12 protein-coding genes are annotated in these 16,198 nt (G+C 62.7%); 6 read left to right on the forward strand and 6 right to left on the reverse strand.

Features of this window, described 5'->3' with window-relative positions; all coding sequences use genetic code 11:
* The first annotated feature begins 40 nt into the window (after positions 1-40).
* Positions 41-637 carry a hypothetical protein gene (locus tag BMYO_RS03810; protein WP_094667213.1) on the forward strand — a complete coding sequence of 199 codons (597 nt, stop codon included), beginning with the start codon at positions 41-43 and terminating at the stop codon, positions 635-637.
* Positions 627-959 carry a transcriptional regulator gene (locus tag BMYO_RS03815; RefSeq protein ID WP_094667214.1) on the forward strand — a complete coding sequence of 111 codons (333 nt, stop codon included), beginning with the start codon at positions 627-629 and terminating at the stop codon, positions 957-959. Before BMYO_RS03810 ends, BMYO_RS03815 begins: the two co-directional genes overlap by 11 nt.
* A gap of 18 nt (positions 960-977) precedes the next feature.
* Here BMYO_RS03815 and BMYO_RS03820 read toward each other — a convergent pair whose 3' ends face one another.
* Both BMYO_RS03820 and BMYO_RS03825 read right to left on the reverse strand, forming a co-directional pair.
* Positions 978-1,979, reverse strand: a complete 1,002-nt coding sequence (locus tag BMYO_RS03820) for a helix-turn-helix domain-containing protein (RefSeq protein WP_094667215.1) — start codon at positions 1,977-1,979, stop codon at positions 978-980.
* 15 nt (positions 1,980-1,994) lie between these two features.
* Positions 1,995-2,546, reverse strand: coding sequence for a YbaK/EbsC family protein (locus tag BMYO_RS03825; RefSeq protein WP_094667255.1), 552 nt, complete (start codon positions 2,544-2,546; stop codon positions 1,995-1,997).
* Between the two features lie 338 nt (positions 2,547-2,884).
* Here BMYO_RS03825 and BMYO_RS11835 point away from each other — a divergent pair, with 338 nt between their 5' ends.
* Positions 2,885-3,862: a MerR family transcriptional regulator gene (locus BMYO_RS11835; RefSeq protein ID WP_211276819.1), complete on the forward strand. Its 978-nt coding sequence runs from the start codon at positions 2,885-2,887 to the stop codon at positions 3,860-3,862.
* A 354-nt stretch (positions 3,863-4,216) separates the two neighbouring features.
* Here the strand turns inward: BMYO_RS11835 and BMYO_RS03840 are convergent, their stop codons facing one another.
* Positions 4,217-4,777: an ATP-binding cassette domain-containing protein gene (locus BMYO_RS03840; RefSeq protein WP_211276820.1), complete on the reverse strand. Its 561-nt coding sequence runs from the start codon at positions 4,775-4,777 to the stop codon at positions 4,217-4,219.
* A 498-nt stretch (positions 4,778-5,275) separates the two neighbouring features.
* Between BMYO_RS03840 and BMYO_RS03845 the strand changes: the two genes are divergently transcribed.
* Positions 5,276-6,268, forward strand: a complete 993-nt coding sequence (locus BMYO_RS03845; protein WP_094667257.1) for an endonuclease domain-containing protein — start codon at positions 5,276-5,278, stop codon at positions 6,266-6,268.
* Positions 6,269-6,652: 384 nt separating this feature from the next.
* Here BMYO_RS03845 and aspS read toward each other — a convergent pair whose 3' ends face one another.
* Complete coding sequence (aspS, locus tag BMYO_RS03850) at positions 6,653-8,452, reverse strand: aspartate--tRNA ligase (RefSeq protein WP_094667217.1); 1,800 nt, start codon at positions 8,450-8,452, stop codon at positions 6,653-6,655.
* Positions 8,453-8,501: 49 nt separating this feature from the next.
* Positions 8,502-9,893 carry a histidine--tRNA ligase gene (hisS, locus tag BMYO_RS03855; protein ID WP_094667218.1) on the reverse strand — a complete coding sequence of 464 codons (1,392 nt, stop codon included), beginning with the start codon at positions 9,891-9,893 and terminating at the stop codon, positions 8,502-8,504.
* Between the two features lie 100 nt (positions 9,894-9,993).
* Here hisS and BMYO_RS03860 point away from each other — a divergent pair, with 100 nt between their 5' ends.
* Positions 9,994-11,451, forward strand: coding sequence for a DUF349 domain-containing protein (locus BMYO_RS03860; protein WP_094667219.1), 1,458 nt, complete (start codon positions 9,994-9,996; stop codon positions 11,449-11,451).
* A gap of 594 nt (positions 11,452-12,045) precedes the next feature.
* Here the strand turns inward: BMYO_RS03860 and BMYO_RS03865 are convergent.
* Positions 12,046-13,977: a bifunctional metallophosphatase/5'-nucleotidase gene (locus BMYO_RS03865; protein WP_094667220.1), complete on the reverse strand. Its 1,932-nt coding sequence runs from the start codon at positions 13,975-13,977 to the stop codon at positions 12,046-12,048.
* A 213-nt stretch (positions 13,978-14,190) separates the two neighbouring features.
* Here BMYO_RS03865 and BMYO_RS03870 point away from each other — a divergent pair, with 213 nt between their 5' ends.
* Positions 14,191-15,879 (forward strand): acetolactate synthase large subunit, encoded by a 1,689-nt coding sequence (locus BMYO_RS03870; RefSeq protein WP_211276821.1) that lies wholly within the window; start codon positions 14,191-14,193, stop codon positions 15,877-15,879.
* The last annotated feature ends 319 nt before the right edge of the window (positions 15,880-16,198 follow it).

Consider the following 16,198-nt stretch of genomic DNA (forward strand, 5'->3'; position numbering starts at 1 on the left):
TGAACCATCCCAACAAACCAGCTCACGAACGGAGACCACCATGACCACCAACAAGCCCCACATCCCAACTTCGAACGACACAACCGACCCGACCGCCATCGACCGCACCGCGGCCACGAATCTTCTGGCCCAGTTGCAGCAGGACCGCGAGGTCAACGCTGACCGCATCATGGCACCGAAATGGTACTACGCTATCAGCGGCCTGATCGCGATGATCGTATGCCTCACATTCAGCGACTTCGTATCCGAGATGGGCTTCCACTCCGACGCCAGCGGATGGTGGATCGGCGCGTCGCTTCCCTCCGCCGACATAATGGAAATCATCCTCCTTCTAGTGGCCTCGTACGTCGGACTCCAGGTGAACGCCTGGCGCGCACGTCAGATCGGCTCGGACTTCGACACGTTCGGAGGGCTGATCGCTCCGCGTAATGCAGCGATGTGGGCGATGGCGGTGGCGCTGTATGCACTCAGCCTCCTCGGATTGGCCCTCATCCTCTTGGGCGGTCTGGGGCTGCAGTGGCTTCCCGACCAGACGTCGGTCATCACCCTGGCAATGGGTGCGCTCGGCTGGTTCGGCGAATACGGCTACGACCGCTACTGCGCCCGACTCGTGAAGCGGGGTGACTATGTCATCTGATCACACGCACAGCAGCGTCGAGCCCCGCTTCGACGAGATCATCCACGAACCGATGCGACTGCGCATCTGCGGACTGCTCTCCGGCATGAAGGAGGTGCCGTTCGCCACAATCCGCGAAACGCTCGGACTGAGCGACGCGATGTGCTCACGGCACCTCAAAACCCTCGCCGACTGCGGCTACGTAATCCTGACCAAGCGCCGGGGCGAATCGAACCGGCACATGGTCGTCTGGGCGAGCATCACCCCCGAAGGCAGGACCGCGATGACCGCGCATCTCGCCGCTCTGCGCGCCATCGCCGCCGGAGACCTGCTCGACGGCTGACGCACCGAAACGATTCCGTCACCCCAAGCGGTGGGCCCGCCGGTATTCGGACGGAGTCATGCCGGTCTCCTGCCGGAACCGACGGTTGAAGTTCGACAGGTTCGCATACCCGCACTGCGCAGGTATCTCGGAGACCGAATCGTTGCCGGACACCAGCAACCGACAGGCGAGCGCGATGCGCAGTCGCCGCACGAAATCCGAGAACGTGCGTCCACTTATCCGATGGAAGGCGCGGGAGAACATCGACGGGCTCATGCCCACGCTCGCCGCGGTGGATTCCAGACTCAGCGTACCGTCGGTCAGATGGATGGCCACATAGTCAAGCGCCGCATTCACGCGGTCGTCGCCCTCAGCCAACCGGGAGCCGTCCGGCACATAGTCGTGCAGCAGAATCGTATGCCATTCGTCCCGCGGGGCTGCGGCGAACACCTGCACGAGTTCCAGCAGATCGATGAACTGGCTCAACCCGCTGTGCTCCCCCATGCGCTCCAGCAACCGCCACCCCTCGGCGGCGGACGCGCCGGTCAGACTGATCACCCGTTTCGACCGTTCCATCAGCGCGGCGAGCGCGGCGGTGTCCGGAATCATGCGGATGAGCTGTTCGAACACGCGCGGACGCACCTGACAGTACACGTCACGGTGCGGGAATTCGCGGGCGGTGTTGAGGTTGGAGAGCCACATATGCGGCACATTGCTGCCAATCATCGTCACCTGCCCTGCGGAGAACGGCACCATCGCATCACCGATGAGCATGGTGCCCGGCCCCTCGCGGATGAGATGGAATTCGATGTCCTCATGGTGATGCCATCGGATGCTGGAATCAGGATAACCGTGCCGGTTCCAATGAATCACCGAATCGGCGGGCGGCATCACGAATTCGACCTCGCCCAAATCCTTCCTGCCCCGGAAGGCGTCGGCGTCCGGCAGTACACCGTAATACTCGCGGGGAACCGCACCAGGCAGACGTTCCTCACGATCCTCGGCTTCATGCGTAGCGGCGTCGCCGCTTGGTTTCCGCATATGATATCGCTTCGGTTACCCGCTTGGCTTGCCAAGGGCGGGCACGAACTGCACGCCGGGGATGTCGGCGAAGATGGAGCCGTCCACCACCAGCTTGGACGGACGGATGCCCGAGCCCAGATACAGCTTCGGAATCGAGAGGATGTGCTGGTCCACCAGCAGCGGCCAGCCGTCCGGCAGACCGATCGGCGACATGCCGCCCGATTCCATGCCGGTGGCCTCCACAGCGGCGTCGATGGGCGCGAAGCTCACCTTGGAGACCTCGAGCGTGTGCTTGACCACGCCGTTCAGATCGGCGCGGGTATCCGCCGTGACGAACGCCGCAGCGAACTCCGGCGGCGCCTTGCGGGTCTTGTGCGTGTGGACCACGACCACGTTGCCCGTAATCTCGAACGGGATACCGTACTTCGGGCACCACAGATCGGTGTCCGACTCCTCGTCCGAATTGATGGTCACGCCAAGGATCTTGCTCTCCGGCACGCCGGCCGCCACCAGCTCGTTGAGCTTGTCGAATACCGGCTTGGCCAGTAGGTCGCCGTCATGCCAGTCCAGAATCTCCAACGTCATGTGCATCATCCCCCTATATCGTCCGTCATGTGCCATCGACGAGCGCCCGCCGTCTCGCCGCCCAGCATAGCGTTATCAGGCGCGGACAGCGGCGGCGCGGCTATACGTTTTGCCTATGACCCGTTCCGTACCGCTTCGAAACCGGCGAGAGCGCCCGACCTTGACGACGAGCATATCCTGCCGTTGATTACCCATCAGGTAGTGGATTCATAGCAGCGCTTGAAGCTCGGCAGGATGCGGCTTGCGGTTGACGTTGCGTAAAGGGCTACGCTGTTTGCAACGACGCAGACTGCGCGTCGTAATCAGGAACGGATGATTTCTTGCAAAGGAGATGGGTCATGAGCGAGCATGACAATATAGCGAGCAACGAGACCTGTATCAATGCCGGTATGTTCGAAGTGGAGGGTGACCTGCCGGATACGAATCAGCTATGGCCGATAAATCAGGCCGCTCTAGTCAGCGGCGTGACGACGCGTACGCTACGTTATTACGACGAGACCGGTTTGATCAGGCCAACCGAGACCTCTGTCGGCGGCGAACGATGGTATGACTGGCCGACCTTGGTCCGGCTCCAGTTCGTGATACTGTTGCGCGATGCCGGACTGTCTGTCGCGGACATCGCCGCGATAGCACAGCCGGGGACACACGACGTCCGACAGATAATCGATGCCAAGACGGAGGATATGCACCGCGAAATCGCAGCAATACAACACAAGCTGCAAGTGCTGCACAACCTGTCTGACCTGTGCAACGATAACGGCGACATTCCCCAGATGAGCCAAACCGAATCCAATCCTGCACTGGCTCGATATGGAATCGCCGCAGCGGAACGATGGAGCGAACTATCCGAAGAGCAACGCAAACGAGTAGAACGGGCGCAGGACGATGCCAAACGCCATGCACATGAAACGATCCTTGCCGATGCTAAGCAATGGGAACAACTGTTCGAGACTGGTGTCTCCCCGGATTCGACGGAAGCGCAACAACTGGCCGAACGCATCATGAACCGGAACATTCAAGCGGCAGCGCGAACGGCACTGCCGGCCGGTCAACCATCCGAAGCAACGGCGAACACCACAATGTCCGATGCCGGTTCGCCGTTACCGGCCACGCCGTTGTCGGCCACGCTTGGTGCGATTCGCACCGCGTTGACTGGCGACCCACGTTTTGCCGACCCATGCGGTGCGGCGCTTTACGGCAGCAAGGCCTGCGCGGACTTCGTCAACGAGGCCACCCGCATCCACACGCAGCATGTCGCCGAACGTTTTGCGAATGATGCACGGCCAGACAGCTTCTTAGCGTCAGCGGATAGTTGATACTCAACAATAACGGAAAGTTCCCTACACGGTGAGGCAATCCCTACACGGTGGACACCAGCACGGAACTCCCGTCATATACGCGAAGTGCCCGCACGGTGATGTCCCACGTCATCCGTGCCGCGACGGCAATCGCACCCTCCACATCGTGACGTCGCCTGCATGCCACCCCGCCCGCACTTCGCTCCACGGTGTAGGGATTACCCCATGATGTAGGGATGCGTTTTTGAAAAATGGCGGAAATAAGCCGTTTTGCATCCCTACAAGGTGGGAAGTTCCCTACATCATGAGCAATTCCCTACATGATGGGAAGCTCCCTACACGGTGAGGCAGTCTCTACACGGTAGGGCACCCCTACGCCGCGGACTCCTCCTCCGACACCCCGAAACCGGCGAGGCGCAGGAACCATTCGTCATGGGACACCACGACCAGTGCACCGGGATACCCCGCCAGCATGCTGGCCAACGCCTTCTTGGACGACAAGTCGACATGGTTCGTCGGCTCGTCGAGAATCAGCACATCGGGCCGCAACGTCAACGCACAGGCGATCTGCACACGTTTGCGTTCCCCGCCGGACAGTCTCGCGAACGCATACGGCCAGTCATCACCCAATTGCAGATCGTCACGCACGGCGATGGCCTCGGGCGACCAGTCGGCCGCGAAATCCTCGAGGTTCGCCGGCCGGACAGCGATATCCTGCGGACAATACCCGATAACCAACCGCCGGGGATTGGGCGTCACGGTTCCCGAATCCGGGCATAGTTCGCCGCGCACGATCGACATCAGTGTGGATTTGCCGATGCCGTTGTCGCCGAGCACGGCCGTCCAACCCAGCGGGAACGTTGTGCCGACGTGTTGGAACAGGGGTTCCGGCGCGTGGGGGTAGGTGAAGGTGACATCGTTCACAGTAAGCATGGTTGGTTGCATAGTCACGCCTTTCGTTCATGGCGTGCCTCGATAGTCAGGCTGGGCTCGCGCCCGGTGATGACGGTATGGAACCGATGGGGAACGACGACAGACCCGCTGGCTGTTTGCGGTTCATCGATGCTGACTCATGCATCGATGTTGACCCATAATGCAGCCGATACGACCCAGTGACTCAATCCCTCGAATGATGACACGCGGCGGCACGCTTCAGCGCGTGGGTTCCGCTTCTTGCCGTCATCATTCACAGACGCAACGTCGATCGATTCCTTTCGCCGGTCTCCTTGGCATATGGGGAAGACCTCCAACAATGCACGTTCACGATATAACCGACTTGTGACATGAGCAAAGTCACGAGCGGCAACTGCATCGCGGCTCTTCGTACGCATGTTCGTCATTCGCATCGCAGAAGCGAACCATGCACGTTGAGTTATCCACATTGCCCGTTTTCATGCCGATGCCGCTCGCGAATCGGTTATCATGCCCGGCATGAGTACCGCATACAACTATCGTGAGACGACGCAGTCCGGGGAAATCCAGAACTACGTGCGTCAGGACCTCTCCGCCCAGTCCGCCGCGAAATCGGCGGACTGTCAGACACTGCTTTCGCACATGCGCACCGACCGAACCATCTGCTTCTCGCTGCATACGGCGCTGGAGCTCTATGCCATCGAACGCCCACGACGCTGCACGCTGCCGGCGAGCGATTTCTACATCACCACTCGGGACCACAGACACCGCTCCACGATGAACAACGTCTTGTATCGAACCTGGAACCAGCCGTTCGCAATATGCACGTTGACGAACGGCCTGACATGCATGCATCCGCTGGATACGTGGATCCAGTACGCGCAATATCTCGACCTTGACGAGCTGGTGGTGCTCGGCGAGGCGATCGCCCGACGGTTCCGGTATTCCGTCGATCAGTTCCGAAACCGGCTTGCGGCGTTCCGGCGCATCGTGGGACGTACGCGCTGCGAGAAGGCGCTGGAATTGCTCCGAACCTCCGATTCCGTCCAGGAGACACGCGCCCGGCTCGCACTGCTGCGGTTCGGACTTCCCTCGCCGGACATGCATCACGTCATCACCGGGGCGAACGGCAATGCCGGATACACCGTTGATATGGCGTATCCAGCCAGCAAAGTATGCATCGAATACGATGGCGACCATCACCGTCGCTTCCGCAGCCAATACGTGCGGGACCAGCGCAAACGCCGCGAATTGCGGGCCATGGGATGGACGGTTATCGAGGTGTTCGCGGATGATCTGTGGAACGAGCCGAATCAGCGCGAATTCGCGCAGCATGTCGCCAACGCGTTGCATGTTCCGTTCACCGGCCGGCCGGAACGCCCATTCCGAGCGCTGGCCGACCCGACGATTGCGGTCAACGCACGTCAAGGCGAACACCAGCGGCGCGCACGCAGGCAAAATGATGCCCGTTCGCACCCGCAACAACCCCACGGTGTAGGGATTACCCCATGATGTAGGGATGCGTTTTTGAACAATGGCGGAAACAAGCCGTTTTGCATCCCTACACGGTGGGAAGTTCCCTACATGGTGGGAAGTTCCCTACACGGTGGGGCAATCCCTACACGGTGGGCGCCGGCACGAGACGCCCGGCATATACGCGAAGTGCCCATACAGCCGAAAGCCATACGGGCACTGTATATGTTCAGGCGACTTGTGCGTCCCTCACCACGTTACGGTCGCAACACCGCAGCGCTGCAACCACAAAGCAACGACGAAGACACTCCGTCACTTAATTTTCGTAGAAAACTGATTTGCGCGTGCGGAGACCGCCGTCCGAAGCCGAAGGCGCACACACGGTGCGTCGAGGCTGAGGAAAGGCGGTATACGCTCCGCAAATCAGTTTTCGTCTTCGTCGGGGTCGTAGTCGACGCCAGTCTCTGCGCGCTGCTCGTCCGAAATCGGGGCCGGGGCACCGGTCAGCGGATCGCGGCCACCGCCAGCCTTCGGGAAGGCGATGACGTCGCGGATGGTGTCGGTGCCAGCGAGGATGGAGACGGTACGGTCCCAACCGAGGGCGATGCCCGCGTGAGGCGGGGCGCCGTACTTGAAAGCCTCGAGCAGGAAGCCGAACTTCTCCTCGGCCTCCTCCTTGCCAATGCCCAGCACGTTGAGTACACGGTCCTGGATGTCGTCGCGGTGGATACGCACGGAACCGCCGCCCATCTCCTCACCATTGCAGACGATGTCGTAGGAATCGGACATGGCGTGCTCGGGGTCCTGATCGAACTTGTCGATCCAGTCCTTGCTCGGCATGGTGAACGGGTGGTGCATGGAGGTCCACTTGGAGTGGCCCACGGCCACATCGTCATCGTCCGGATCGTCGGTGGGCTTGAACAGCGGGAAGTCCACAACCCAAGTGAAGGCGAACTTCTTCGGGTCGAGCAGGCCTTCGCGGCGGGCGAGCTCCACACGCACGGCGCCGAGCAGCAACTGCGAGGACTCACGGGAACCGGCGGCGAAGAACACGGCATCGCCCGGCTCGGCACCGACGGCCTCGCGCAGGCCGTTGCGCTCCTCATCGGACAGGTTCTTGGCGACAGGTCCCTTGAGCTCGCCGTCCTCGGCGAAGACCACGTACGCAAGGCCCTTGGCGCCACGCTGCTTGGCCCACTCCTGCCATGCGTCGAACTGACGACGCGGCGTGGCGGCGCCACCCTTGAACACGACGGCGCCCACGTACGGGGCCTGGAACACACGGAACGGCGTGTTCTTGAAGTAGTCGGTGAGCTCGACGAGCGGGTTGCCGAAGCGCAGATCCGGCTTGTCGGAACCGTACTTGTCCATGGCCTCCTGCCAGGAGATGCGCGGCAGCGGCAGCTGGACGTCGTAGCCGGCGACCTTCCAGATGGCGGCGATGACCTTCTCGGCCATGGCCATCACATCCTCCTGGTCCACGAAGCTCATCTCCATGTCGAGCTGGGTGAACTCGGGCTGACGATCGGCGCGGAAGTCCTCATCGCGGTAGCAGCGGGCAAGCTGGTAGTAACGCTCGACGCCGGAGACCATGAGAAGCTGCTTGAGCAGCTGCGGGGACTGCGGCAGGGCGTACCAGGAGCCGGGCACCAGACGGGCCGGCACCAGGAAGTCGCGTGCGCCTTCCGGCGTGGATTTGATGAACGTCGGCGTCTCCACCTCGGTGAAGTCCATGTCCTCGAGGGCATGGCGGGCGGCCTTGGCCATGTCGGAACGCAGCTTCAGGTTGTACTGCATGGACGGGCGACGCAGGTCGAGGTAGCGGTACTTCAGACGCACGTCCTCGCCCGGCAGCTTGTTCTCGGACTCGTTCTCGAGCGCGGTGGACACCTGGAACGGCAGGGCGTCGGCCTTGGCGAGAATCTCGATGTTCTCGGCCACGACCTCGATCTTGCCGGTGGCCAGATGCGTGTTCTCGTTACCGTCCGGGCGCAGGCGCACCTCGCCGGTCACCTGGATCACGAACTCGCTGCGCAGCGGGCGGGCCACTTCCTCGTCATAGATGACGACCTGCACCAGACCGGTGTTGTCGCGCAGATCGATGAAGGCCACGCCACCGTGGTCACGGCGACGATCGACCCAACCGGCGAGGGTGACCTTCTGGCCGACCAGGGCCTCGGTCACGTCGGTGGCATGATGTGTTCTGTAAGCCGTCTGGCTCATTATCTTGCTTCTCCTCGATTTGACTCTGACTCGAATGGATTCGAATACGTCAGATTTCGACGGTTTGCTGGGCAACCACAGTATCCGGCTCCCACGACGTGCAATCGGCGGGCACCTGCTCGCCGGTGACGATGTTCTTGACCTCGTCGCCGGCGGATTCCTCGCCCTCGGCGGCACCGGCCGGGAACCACACGTACGGGATGCCGAGCTTGTCCGCATACTTGATCTGCTTGCCGAGCTTGGCTGCGGTGGGGGCCACGTCGGTGGCGATGCCACGGGCGCGCAGCTGGGCCGCGATGCGGTTGGCCGCGGGACGGTCGTCCTCGTTCCACACGGCCACGAGCACGGCGGCCGGCGAGACGCGGCTGGCGTGCGCGCCGGCGGTGTGGAGCATGTAGCTCACCAGACGGCTCAGGCCGATGGACAGACCCACGCCCGGGTACTTGCGGTTGCCCTGCGAGGCGAGGTTGTCGTACCGTCCGCCGGAGCAGATCGAGCCAAGCGATGCGGCGCCGTCGAGGAAGGTCTCGTAGACGGAACCGGTGTAGTAGTCGAGTCCGCGGGCGATCTTGAGGTCCGCGATGACGGAGCCCGGACGGATGGCGGCGGCCTCATCCACGATCATGGCGAGGGTGTCGAGTCCCTGACGGGCCAGCTCATAGGCCTCGGAATCCTTGGCGATGCCGTGCGCCTCGCACAGAGCGTCGAACTTGGCGGCCAGTTCGCTGCCATCGGCGGCGGTCAGGCCTGCGAGCTCGAGACACGCGCGGGCCTGGCCCTCGGTGGCACCGCAGGTTTCGACCAGCAGCTTGGCCACCTCATCGGCGCCGATCTTGTCCAGTTTGTCGATCTCGCGCAGCACGCCCTCGATGTCCGTCAGTCCCAGCCCACGGTAGAAGCCCTCGGACAGCTTGCGGTTGTTGGCGTGCACGGTGGCCTTGGGCAGGCCGAACGCGCGCAGTTCCTCGAGCGCAGAGACCATGACCAGCGGCAGCTCCACCTCGTAGTGGTCGGGCAGCTCACCGGCGCCGATCACGTCGATATCGGCCTGGACGAACTCGCGGAAGCGGCCCTCCTGCGGACGCTCGCCGCGCCACACCTTCTGAATCTGCCAACGCTTGAACGGGAAGGCCAGATCGCCGGAATGCTCCACCACGTACCGGCTCAGCGGCACGGTCAGGTCGAAGTGCAGGCCCAGACGATCCTCAATCGGCGTGTCCGATTCGTGACCGACCTCCTGCAGACGGCTCAGCAAGTAGATCTCCTTGCTGGTCTCGCCCTTTTTCAGCAGAGAAGCGCCGGTTTCCACCGCTCTCGTCTCGATGCCGATGAAGCCATTGAGCTCAAAAACCTTACGAAGCGTATCGATGACACGCTGCTCCACAACACGCTCGGAGGGGAGCCACTCCGGAAATCCTGATATTGATGCACCTTTAGCCACGAAATCAATATAATAAGTGAGGGCTGCGTCAAAGCCTCCCGTTCATCCGGGATGCGGAGGCGACCCACCCACTTACTCTACGCTTGTTAAGGAGCTGGCCATGGCCGACGAAACTGTCACCGAAACCGAACACACCACCGCACCCGAGGCGCAGGCATCGACGCCCGCGCCCGCAGCACCCGCGGCCAGCCCGGCGGTCAAGCCGAGCCCGGTTTCCATCCCGAAGCCGCACGCCCCCTCCCCCGCCGCGTTCGCCAAGAAGGCCCCTGCCGTGAAGCATGCTACCCCGGCCCCAGCTGCGCCGGCCGGCTACTCCGAAGAGGATGTCAAGGCCGCCGAGGCGTTCGGCCGCGTGGACGACAACGGCACCGTGTTCGTCAAGGAAGGCGACTCGGAGCGCGAGGTCGGCCAGTTCCCGGATGTCTCCAAGGAGGAGGCTCTGGCCCTGTACGCCCGTCGCTTCCTGGACCTCAAGGCCAAGCTCGACCTGCTGGCCGGCCGTCTGGCTTCCCCGAACGTCAAGGCCCGTGAGATCGACGACTCCCTGAAGCTGCTGAGCGAGGAGACCGCCGAGCCGGCCGTCGTGGGCGATATCGCCGCCCTCAAGGCCCAGCTCGAGGAGCTGAAGGCCGCCGGCGAGGCGCGCAAGACCCAGCTGTCCGAGGCGCGCAAGGCCGCTGTGGCCAAGGCCGTGGCCGAGCGCACCGCCATCGTCGAGAAGGCCGAGGCACTGGCCGCTTCTCTGGGCGACAACACCAACTGGCGTTCCACCGCCGACAAGTTCCGCAACCTCTTCGAGGAGTGGCAGAACCACCAGCGCACCACCGTGCGCATCGACAAGCCGGAGGCCGAGGCCCTGTGGAAGCGCTTCTCCGCCGCCCGCACCACCTTCAACCAGGCCCGCCGCAAGTGGGCTCAGGCGCGCGACACCGAGCGCAACCACGCCAAGGAGGTCAAGGAGGCGATCATCGCCGAGGCCAACGAGCTCAAGGACTCCACCGCTTGGGGCGAGACCTCCCGCAAGTTCAACGACCTCATGGACCGCTGGAAGAAGGCGGGCCGCGCCGGCCGCAACGAGGACGACGAGCTGTGGGCGAAGTTCCGCGAGGCTGCCGACGCCTTCTTCAACGCCCGTCAGGCCGATCGTGACCAGATCAACGCCGACGAGAAGGTGAATCTGGCCAAGAAGGAGGAGCTGCTGGTCAAGGCCGAGGCTCTGGTGCCGGTCAAGACCGATGCCGAGGCCAAGAAGGCCCGTCAGGAGCTCGCCAAGATCCAGGAGGAGTGGGATCAGATCGGTTACGTGCCGCGTGACGACATGCGTCGCATCGAGAACCGCCTGGACGCTGTGGACAAGCAGATCAAGGCCGTCGAGGACGCCGCTTGGAAGCAGTCCGACCCGGAGGCCGACGCCCGTCGTTCCAGCTTCGAGGAGCAGCTCAACGCGCAGCTCGCCGAGCTTGACGAGAGGATCGCCGCCGAGTCCGACCCGAAGAAGAAGGCCAAGCTCGAGGCCGAGAAGGCCACCAAGGAACAGTGGCTCAACGCCATCAAGTGAATCCGGCTACGGCTTGATGAACTGACCGCTTGCAGCTGACTCTCGAAAGGCTCCTTCCCCTGTGTGGGGAGGAGCCTTTCGCATGTCACAGCACACGGAATCCAATCGCCCGTAACCGTACATGCCGGATACATTCGGCCCATAACCGCCGCCACCATGCCGACCTCATGGCTGGCCGTGTCCTCAAGCGCCGCAGATGTCATGCGCGGCACGACCCCCAGCCTCAAGTCACCGAAAGACTGCCGGATTCCGACGGTTCACTGTCGGATATCGACGCATTACTGTCGGTTCTCAACGGTTGACTGTCGGATTTCGTACATATACGGTACGAAATCCGACAGTGATGCGTCGTCATCCGACAGTGATGCGTCGTCATCCGACAGTGATGCGTCGTCATCCGACAGTGAACTGTCGAAATCCGACAGTCAAGTGTCGAAATCCGACAGTCAGACGGTCAGACAGTCAGTCAGACACGAGGACAGTCCGACAAGTCCGACAGTCACAAGAGATAGGCAGCAGACGGCCGATTGGAACCGGTTTCCAGGCTGGAAACCAGACTGGAAACCGCACCGAAAGACGGCTCACATGGCCGCCCTATGCCTGCGTGCCGGTCTCCGGAACCTCGGGCTTCAACATCGGATGGGTGTTGAGATATTCAATCAACGGCTGACTGTAGCCCATCGCGAGCTCGCCGTAGTTGCTGCCTGCGCGGAAGGCCGTGTACTGGTCGCCACCCTGCAGCAGGTAGGAGTTGGATGCGATGATCACCAGATCGTCGTCGGCGATCGGCTTGCCATCGATGGTGAGGTCCACGATGCGCACCGGGGCCTTGCGATAGTCCTTGTCCGCCTTGGATTGCGCCTTGGTGAGCGACTGACGATCCTGTCCGCTGTTGCTCTCGGCGGAATCGCCGGCAGCCTTATCGGAATCGGTGGAACCATCGGAACCAGCGCCATCAGTCTTGTCGGCACTGGAATCGGAATCGCCGACATCCCCGTTATCCCGACCGGTCTGCGCGTCCACGGCGTCGCAGGGGTCGTCCACTCCCCCGCATTCGACGTACCGATACGCCACATTCGAGGAGATGCCGAGCCACCGACGCTCGATCCGGCCATCGTCGCTGCGGTGGAACTGCTGGGCGAGCGCCGCCTTGAGCATACGACCCGTCAGCGTTTCGTGAGCCGCCTTGAATTGGAGCGCCAGCAGACTGTCCACTTCCCGCACGGTGACGATGCCGTCACCATTCAGATCGAGCTGACCGGTCCGCAAGCTGCCGTCGTTCGAGAAACCCGCCACCGGCAGCCGGTCACCAGCATACACATGCCGCATGATGGCCGACCGATTGGCATCCGCCACGAGCATCCCCACGGACCCCTCATGCCCCGGCGACGTCCGCTTGTCGAAATTCGCGCCTTTGGCGAGGGAGCCAACCACCTTGCCACCGACTGCATCCGCATGGCTCTGTGCGCTGGCGTACAGCCGCTGCGCGCGCACGACCATGCCGTTCGCATCCGCCCCTGCGGACATCCACGCCGCCTGACGCACCGGGCGCTCGTTCAGCCCCTCGACGCTCACCACTCCATCCGCATGGGTACGGGTGACGCCGTTGCCGAGGTCCACATCGGCCACGCTCACCTTGGCGTTCCTGCCGTGACCGGTGATGATGAGGTCCTGCACCGCCATCTCACGACCATAGCTGCCGGCCTCGTAAATCGGCGCCCCACCTTTGGTGACCAGCCGCTTAATCGCGTGGGTATGTCCGGCGTATGCCACATCCACGTCACGCCCGAGTTCTTCCGCGGCGGAGGCATCCGCATGCAAGAGTGCCACGACGGCGTCCACTTTGCCGGAGCGCTTCAGTTCGCCCGCCACCCGGTTGATGGCGTCCACGTCATGCTCGCTCAGATCCGCGTCCCGGGTGATCTGCGGAGTGGCCACCGAACCGAGCGCATCGGTCAGCGCGCCCACGAACCCCACCCGCTTGCCATTGACGGTACGAATCGTGTAATCCTTGACGTTGCTCAGCCTGCCGCCGGGCCGCTTGACGTCGGCGGAGGCATTGGCGCACAGCCAGTCGATGCCGTTGGCCGGGTCGGCGATGCGATTGTTGAAATCGGCCACGGACCTGTCGAACTCATGATTGCCCACTGCGGAAATCGTCAACCCCCACTCGCGGGCCATATCAAGCGTGGGCCTGTCCTTCTGCACGGCCGATTCGTAGGGAGAGCCGCCCACGAGATCGCCTGCGGACACCGCGACCATATTGCCGGAATTATGCCCTTCCGCCAGCGAGAAGGCGGTCGCCACATCCGCGCCGCGTTCGATATGACCGTGAAAATCGGTGATGTCCGCAATGGTCACCGTGCGCGTGCCCGTGGCTGGGTCGTCACCGGAAAAAGGGACGGCTCCCGAGGCTCCCGCCATTGCGTTGGGCGCCACGAGAGCCGTCAGAATGCTCACGATAACGACGATAAGGGCGACCCCCGGCCGCCTCAGTCCGCCGGTCCACCTGCGCCGACGCTTCATACCTTCCTTCACGCCTCACAATGTAGGGTTGCCGATTGAACGGGCATCCGCCCCAACACGACGCGCAGGTGAACTCTGATTGTCCTTTCAGGCAAATCGGCTACCACGCGCAAATGCCACCGAGGCGTCCACATCCCTGTGCAGCCGTCGAATCCCACGCCAGCTGTCAATCGAAATCGGCAAGAAACAGCCCGCCTGTTACACTTCCCAAGCGTGAACGCAGCGATTACGAACGATGATCATATCCGCACCGTGGCCGACCTGTTCGTCGAGTGCCTGGTCAACGAGGGCGTCGAGACGATGTACGGCATCCCCGGCGAGGAGAACATCCCACTGATGGAGGCCATCGCCCGTGACGGCCGCATCCGGTTCATCCTGACCCGTCACGAGCAGGGCGCCGGCTTCATGGCCGCCACGCAGGGACGACTGACCGGCAAGCCGGGCGTGTGTCTGGCCACACTCGGTCCGGGCGCGCTGAACCTCACGTTGCCGGTCGCGCAGGCGAACAGCGCCAACACGCCACTGGTCGCCATCTGCGCGCAGGGCAACGTGACCCGCCTATACAAGGAATCGCATCAGATCATCGATCTGGTCTCCGTGTTCCGCCCGCTGACGCAATGGACGTCGATGATCGTCGAGCCCGCCTCGGTGCCGGAGATGGTGCGTAAGGCGTTCTCCATCACCCAGCGCAACCGTCCGGGCGCCACCTGTTTGATTCTGCCGGAAGACGTGGCGGAGATGCCGGCACCGGCCGACGCCCATCCGTTGCCGTTGCCGGAGCGTATGCGGTTCGCGCCGACCGCGGATACCATCGAACGCGCGGTGAACATCATCCGCAATGCGCGGCATCCCATCATTCTGGCCGGTAACGGCGTGGCACGCGGCGACGCGGAGAACGAACTGCTGGCGCTGGCCGAACAGCTCAACGTGCCGGTGGCCACCACGTTCGAAGGCAAGGGCGTGATCTCCGACCGCATCCCTCTGGCACTCGGCGTGGTGGGCTTCATGCGGCATGACTACGAGAACTTCGCGTTTGACGAGTCGGACCTCATCATCGCGGTGGGCTTCTCGATTCAGCAGTTCGATCCGAAGAAGATCAATCCGAACGATGACAAGACCATCATCCACATCAACACGTTCAGCGAGGATACGGACGCGCATTACTCGACCGCGCTCAACATCATGGGTGACATCAGCGCCACGCTGCAATCGCTCATCGCGCGGCTCAAGGCTGAGCGGATCACCTTCGGGGTCTCCCATCCGAAGATCCACGAACTACTGACCCATGAATACGAGGCGTACACGCACGACGACTCATTCCCGCTGAAGCCGCAGCGCATCGTCGCGGACACGCGCCGCGCCATGGAGACGGACACGGACATTGCGTTGGTGGATACTGGCGCCCTGAAGATGTGGATGGCCCGCCTCTACCCCACCTACTACTCGAACACCTGCGTCATCGACAACTCCCTGTCCACGATGGCCTGGACGCTGCCTGGCGCGGTGGCGGCCTCGCTCGAGCATCCGGGGCGTCCGGTGCTCGCCATCATGGGTGACGGCTCGTTCATGATGAACGTGCAGGAAATCGAAACCGCCGTGCGCGTGGGCGCCCGCATCGTGATTCTGGTATGGGTGGACGAGGCATACGGCCTGATCAAATGGAAGATGGACCTGCACGACGGCGCGCACGAGTATGTGGACTTCAACAATCCGGACGTGGTGGCGCTCGGCATGAGCTTCGGCGCCAAGGGCCATCTCATCGAATCGGCCGACGAACTCTACCCCACGCTGCGTGCGGCCTTGCGCTCGGGCTCGGGCATCGACATCATCGCATGTCCGGTCGATTACTCCGAGAACATGAAGCTCATCGACAAGCTCGGCGAGGTGGATTTCGGCGGCTGACGACAACATTGGATGGCCGTCCGGCGGGCGTCCCATGACTATCGACAGTTGGGTATGACGTCCGGCGGGCGTCCGGCGGGCGTCCAGCGCGGCCGTTCGGCCAACACTATTACAAGTCTGACCCTGTCGATGGGGCGGACGCTGGTTGGTTGGGGGTGCCATGCCCCGACACACTCAAGGCCGTTCGGCCAAGCTTACGGTCGGGGCATGGCACCCCCAACCAACCACCTACGAGTTGCGTTTACCAGACGGATACTGCGGCCTTGTGCAAACACACAGTTGTAGACAGATACGACGCCAATCTCCAAAGTCAACGAAG

This window comes from Bifidobacterium myosotis (assembly GCF_002259745.1).
Classification (GTDB): Bacteria; Actinomycetota; Actinomycetes; order Actinomycetales; family Bifidobacteriaceae; genus Bifidobacterium; species Bifidobacterium myosotis.

Bases quoted from the DNA above. Each gene is read 5' to 3' on its own strand.
- BMYO_RS03810 (WP_094667213.1), top strand. From the start codon at position 41: ATGACCACCAACAAGCCCCACATCCCAACTTCGAACGACACAACCGAC.
- BMYO_RS03815 (WP_094667214.1), top strand. From the start codon at position 627: ATGTCATCTGATCACACGCACAGCAGCGTCGAGCCCCGCTTCGACGAG.
- BMYO_RS03820 (WP_094667215.1), bottom strand. From the start codon at position 1,979: ATGCGGAAACCAAGCGGCGACGCCGCTACGCATGAAGCCGAGGATCGT.
- BMYO_RS03825 (WP_094667255.1), bottom strand. From the start codon at position 2,546: ATGACGTTGGAGATTCTGGACTGGCATGACGGCGACCTACTGGCCAAG.
- BMYO_RS11835 (WP_211276819.1), top strand. From the start codon at position 2,885: ATGAGCGAGCATGACAATATAGCGAGCAACGAGACCTGTATCAATGCC.
- BMYO_RS03840 (WP_211276820.1), bottom strand. From the start codon at position 4,777: ATGCTTACTGTGAACGATGTCACCTTCACCTACCCCCACGCGCCGGAA.
- BMYO_RS03845 (WP_094667257.1), top strand. From the start codon at position 5,276: ATGAGTACCGCATACAACTATCGTGAGACGACGCAGTCCGGGGAAATC.
- aspS (WP_094667217.1), bottom strand. From the start codon at position 8,452: ATGAGCCAGACGGCTTACAGAACACATCATGCCACCGACGTGACCGAG.
- BMYO_RS03860 (WP_094667219.1), top strand. From the start codon at position 9,994: ATGGCCGACGAAACTGTCACCGAAACCGAACACACCACCGCACCCGAG.
- BMYO_RS03865 (WP_094667220.1), bottom strand. From the start codon at position 13,977: ATGAAGCGTCGGCGCAGGTGGACCGGCGGACTGAGGCGGCCGGGGGTC.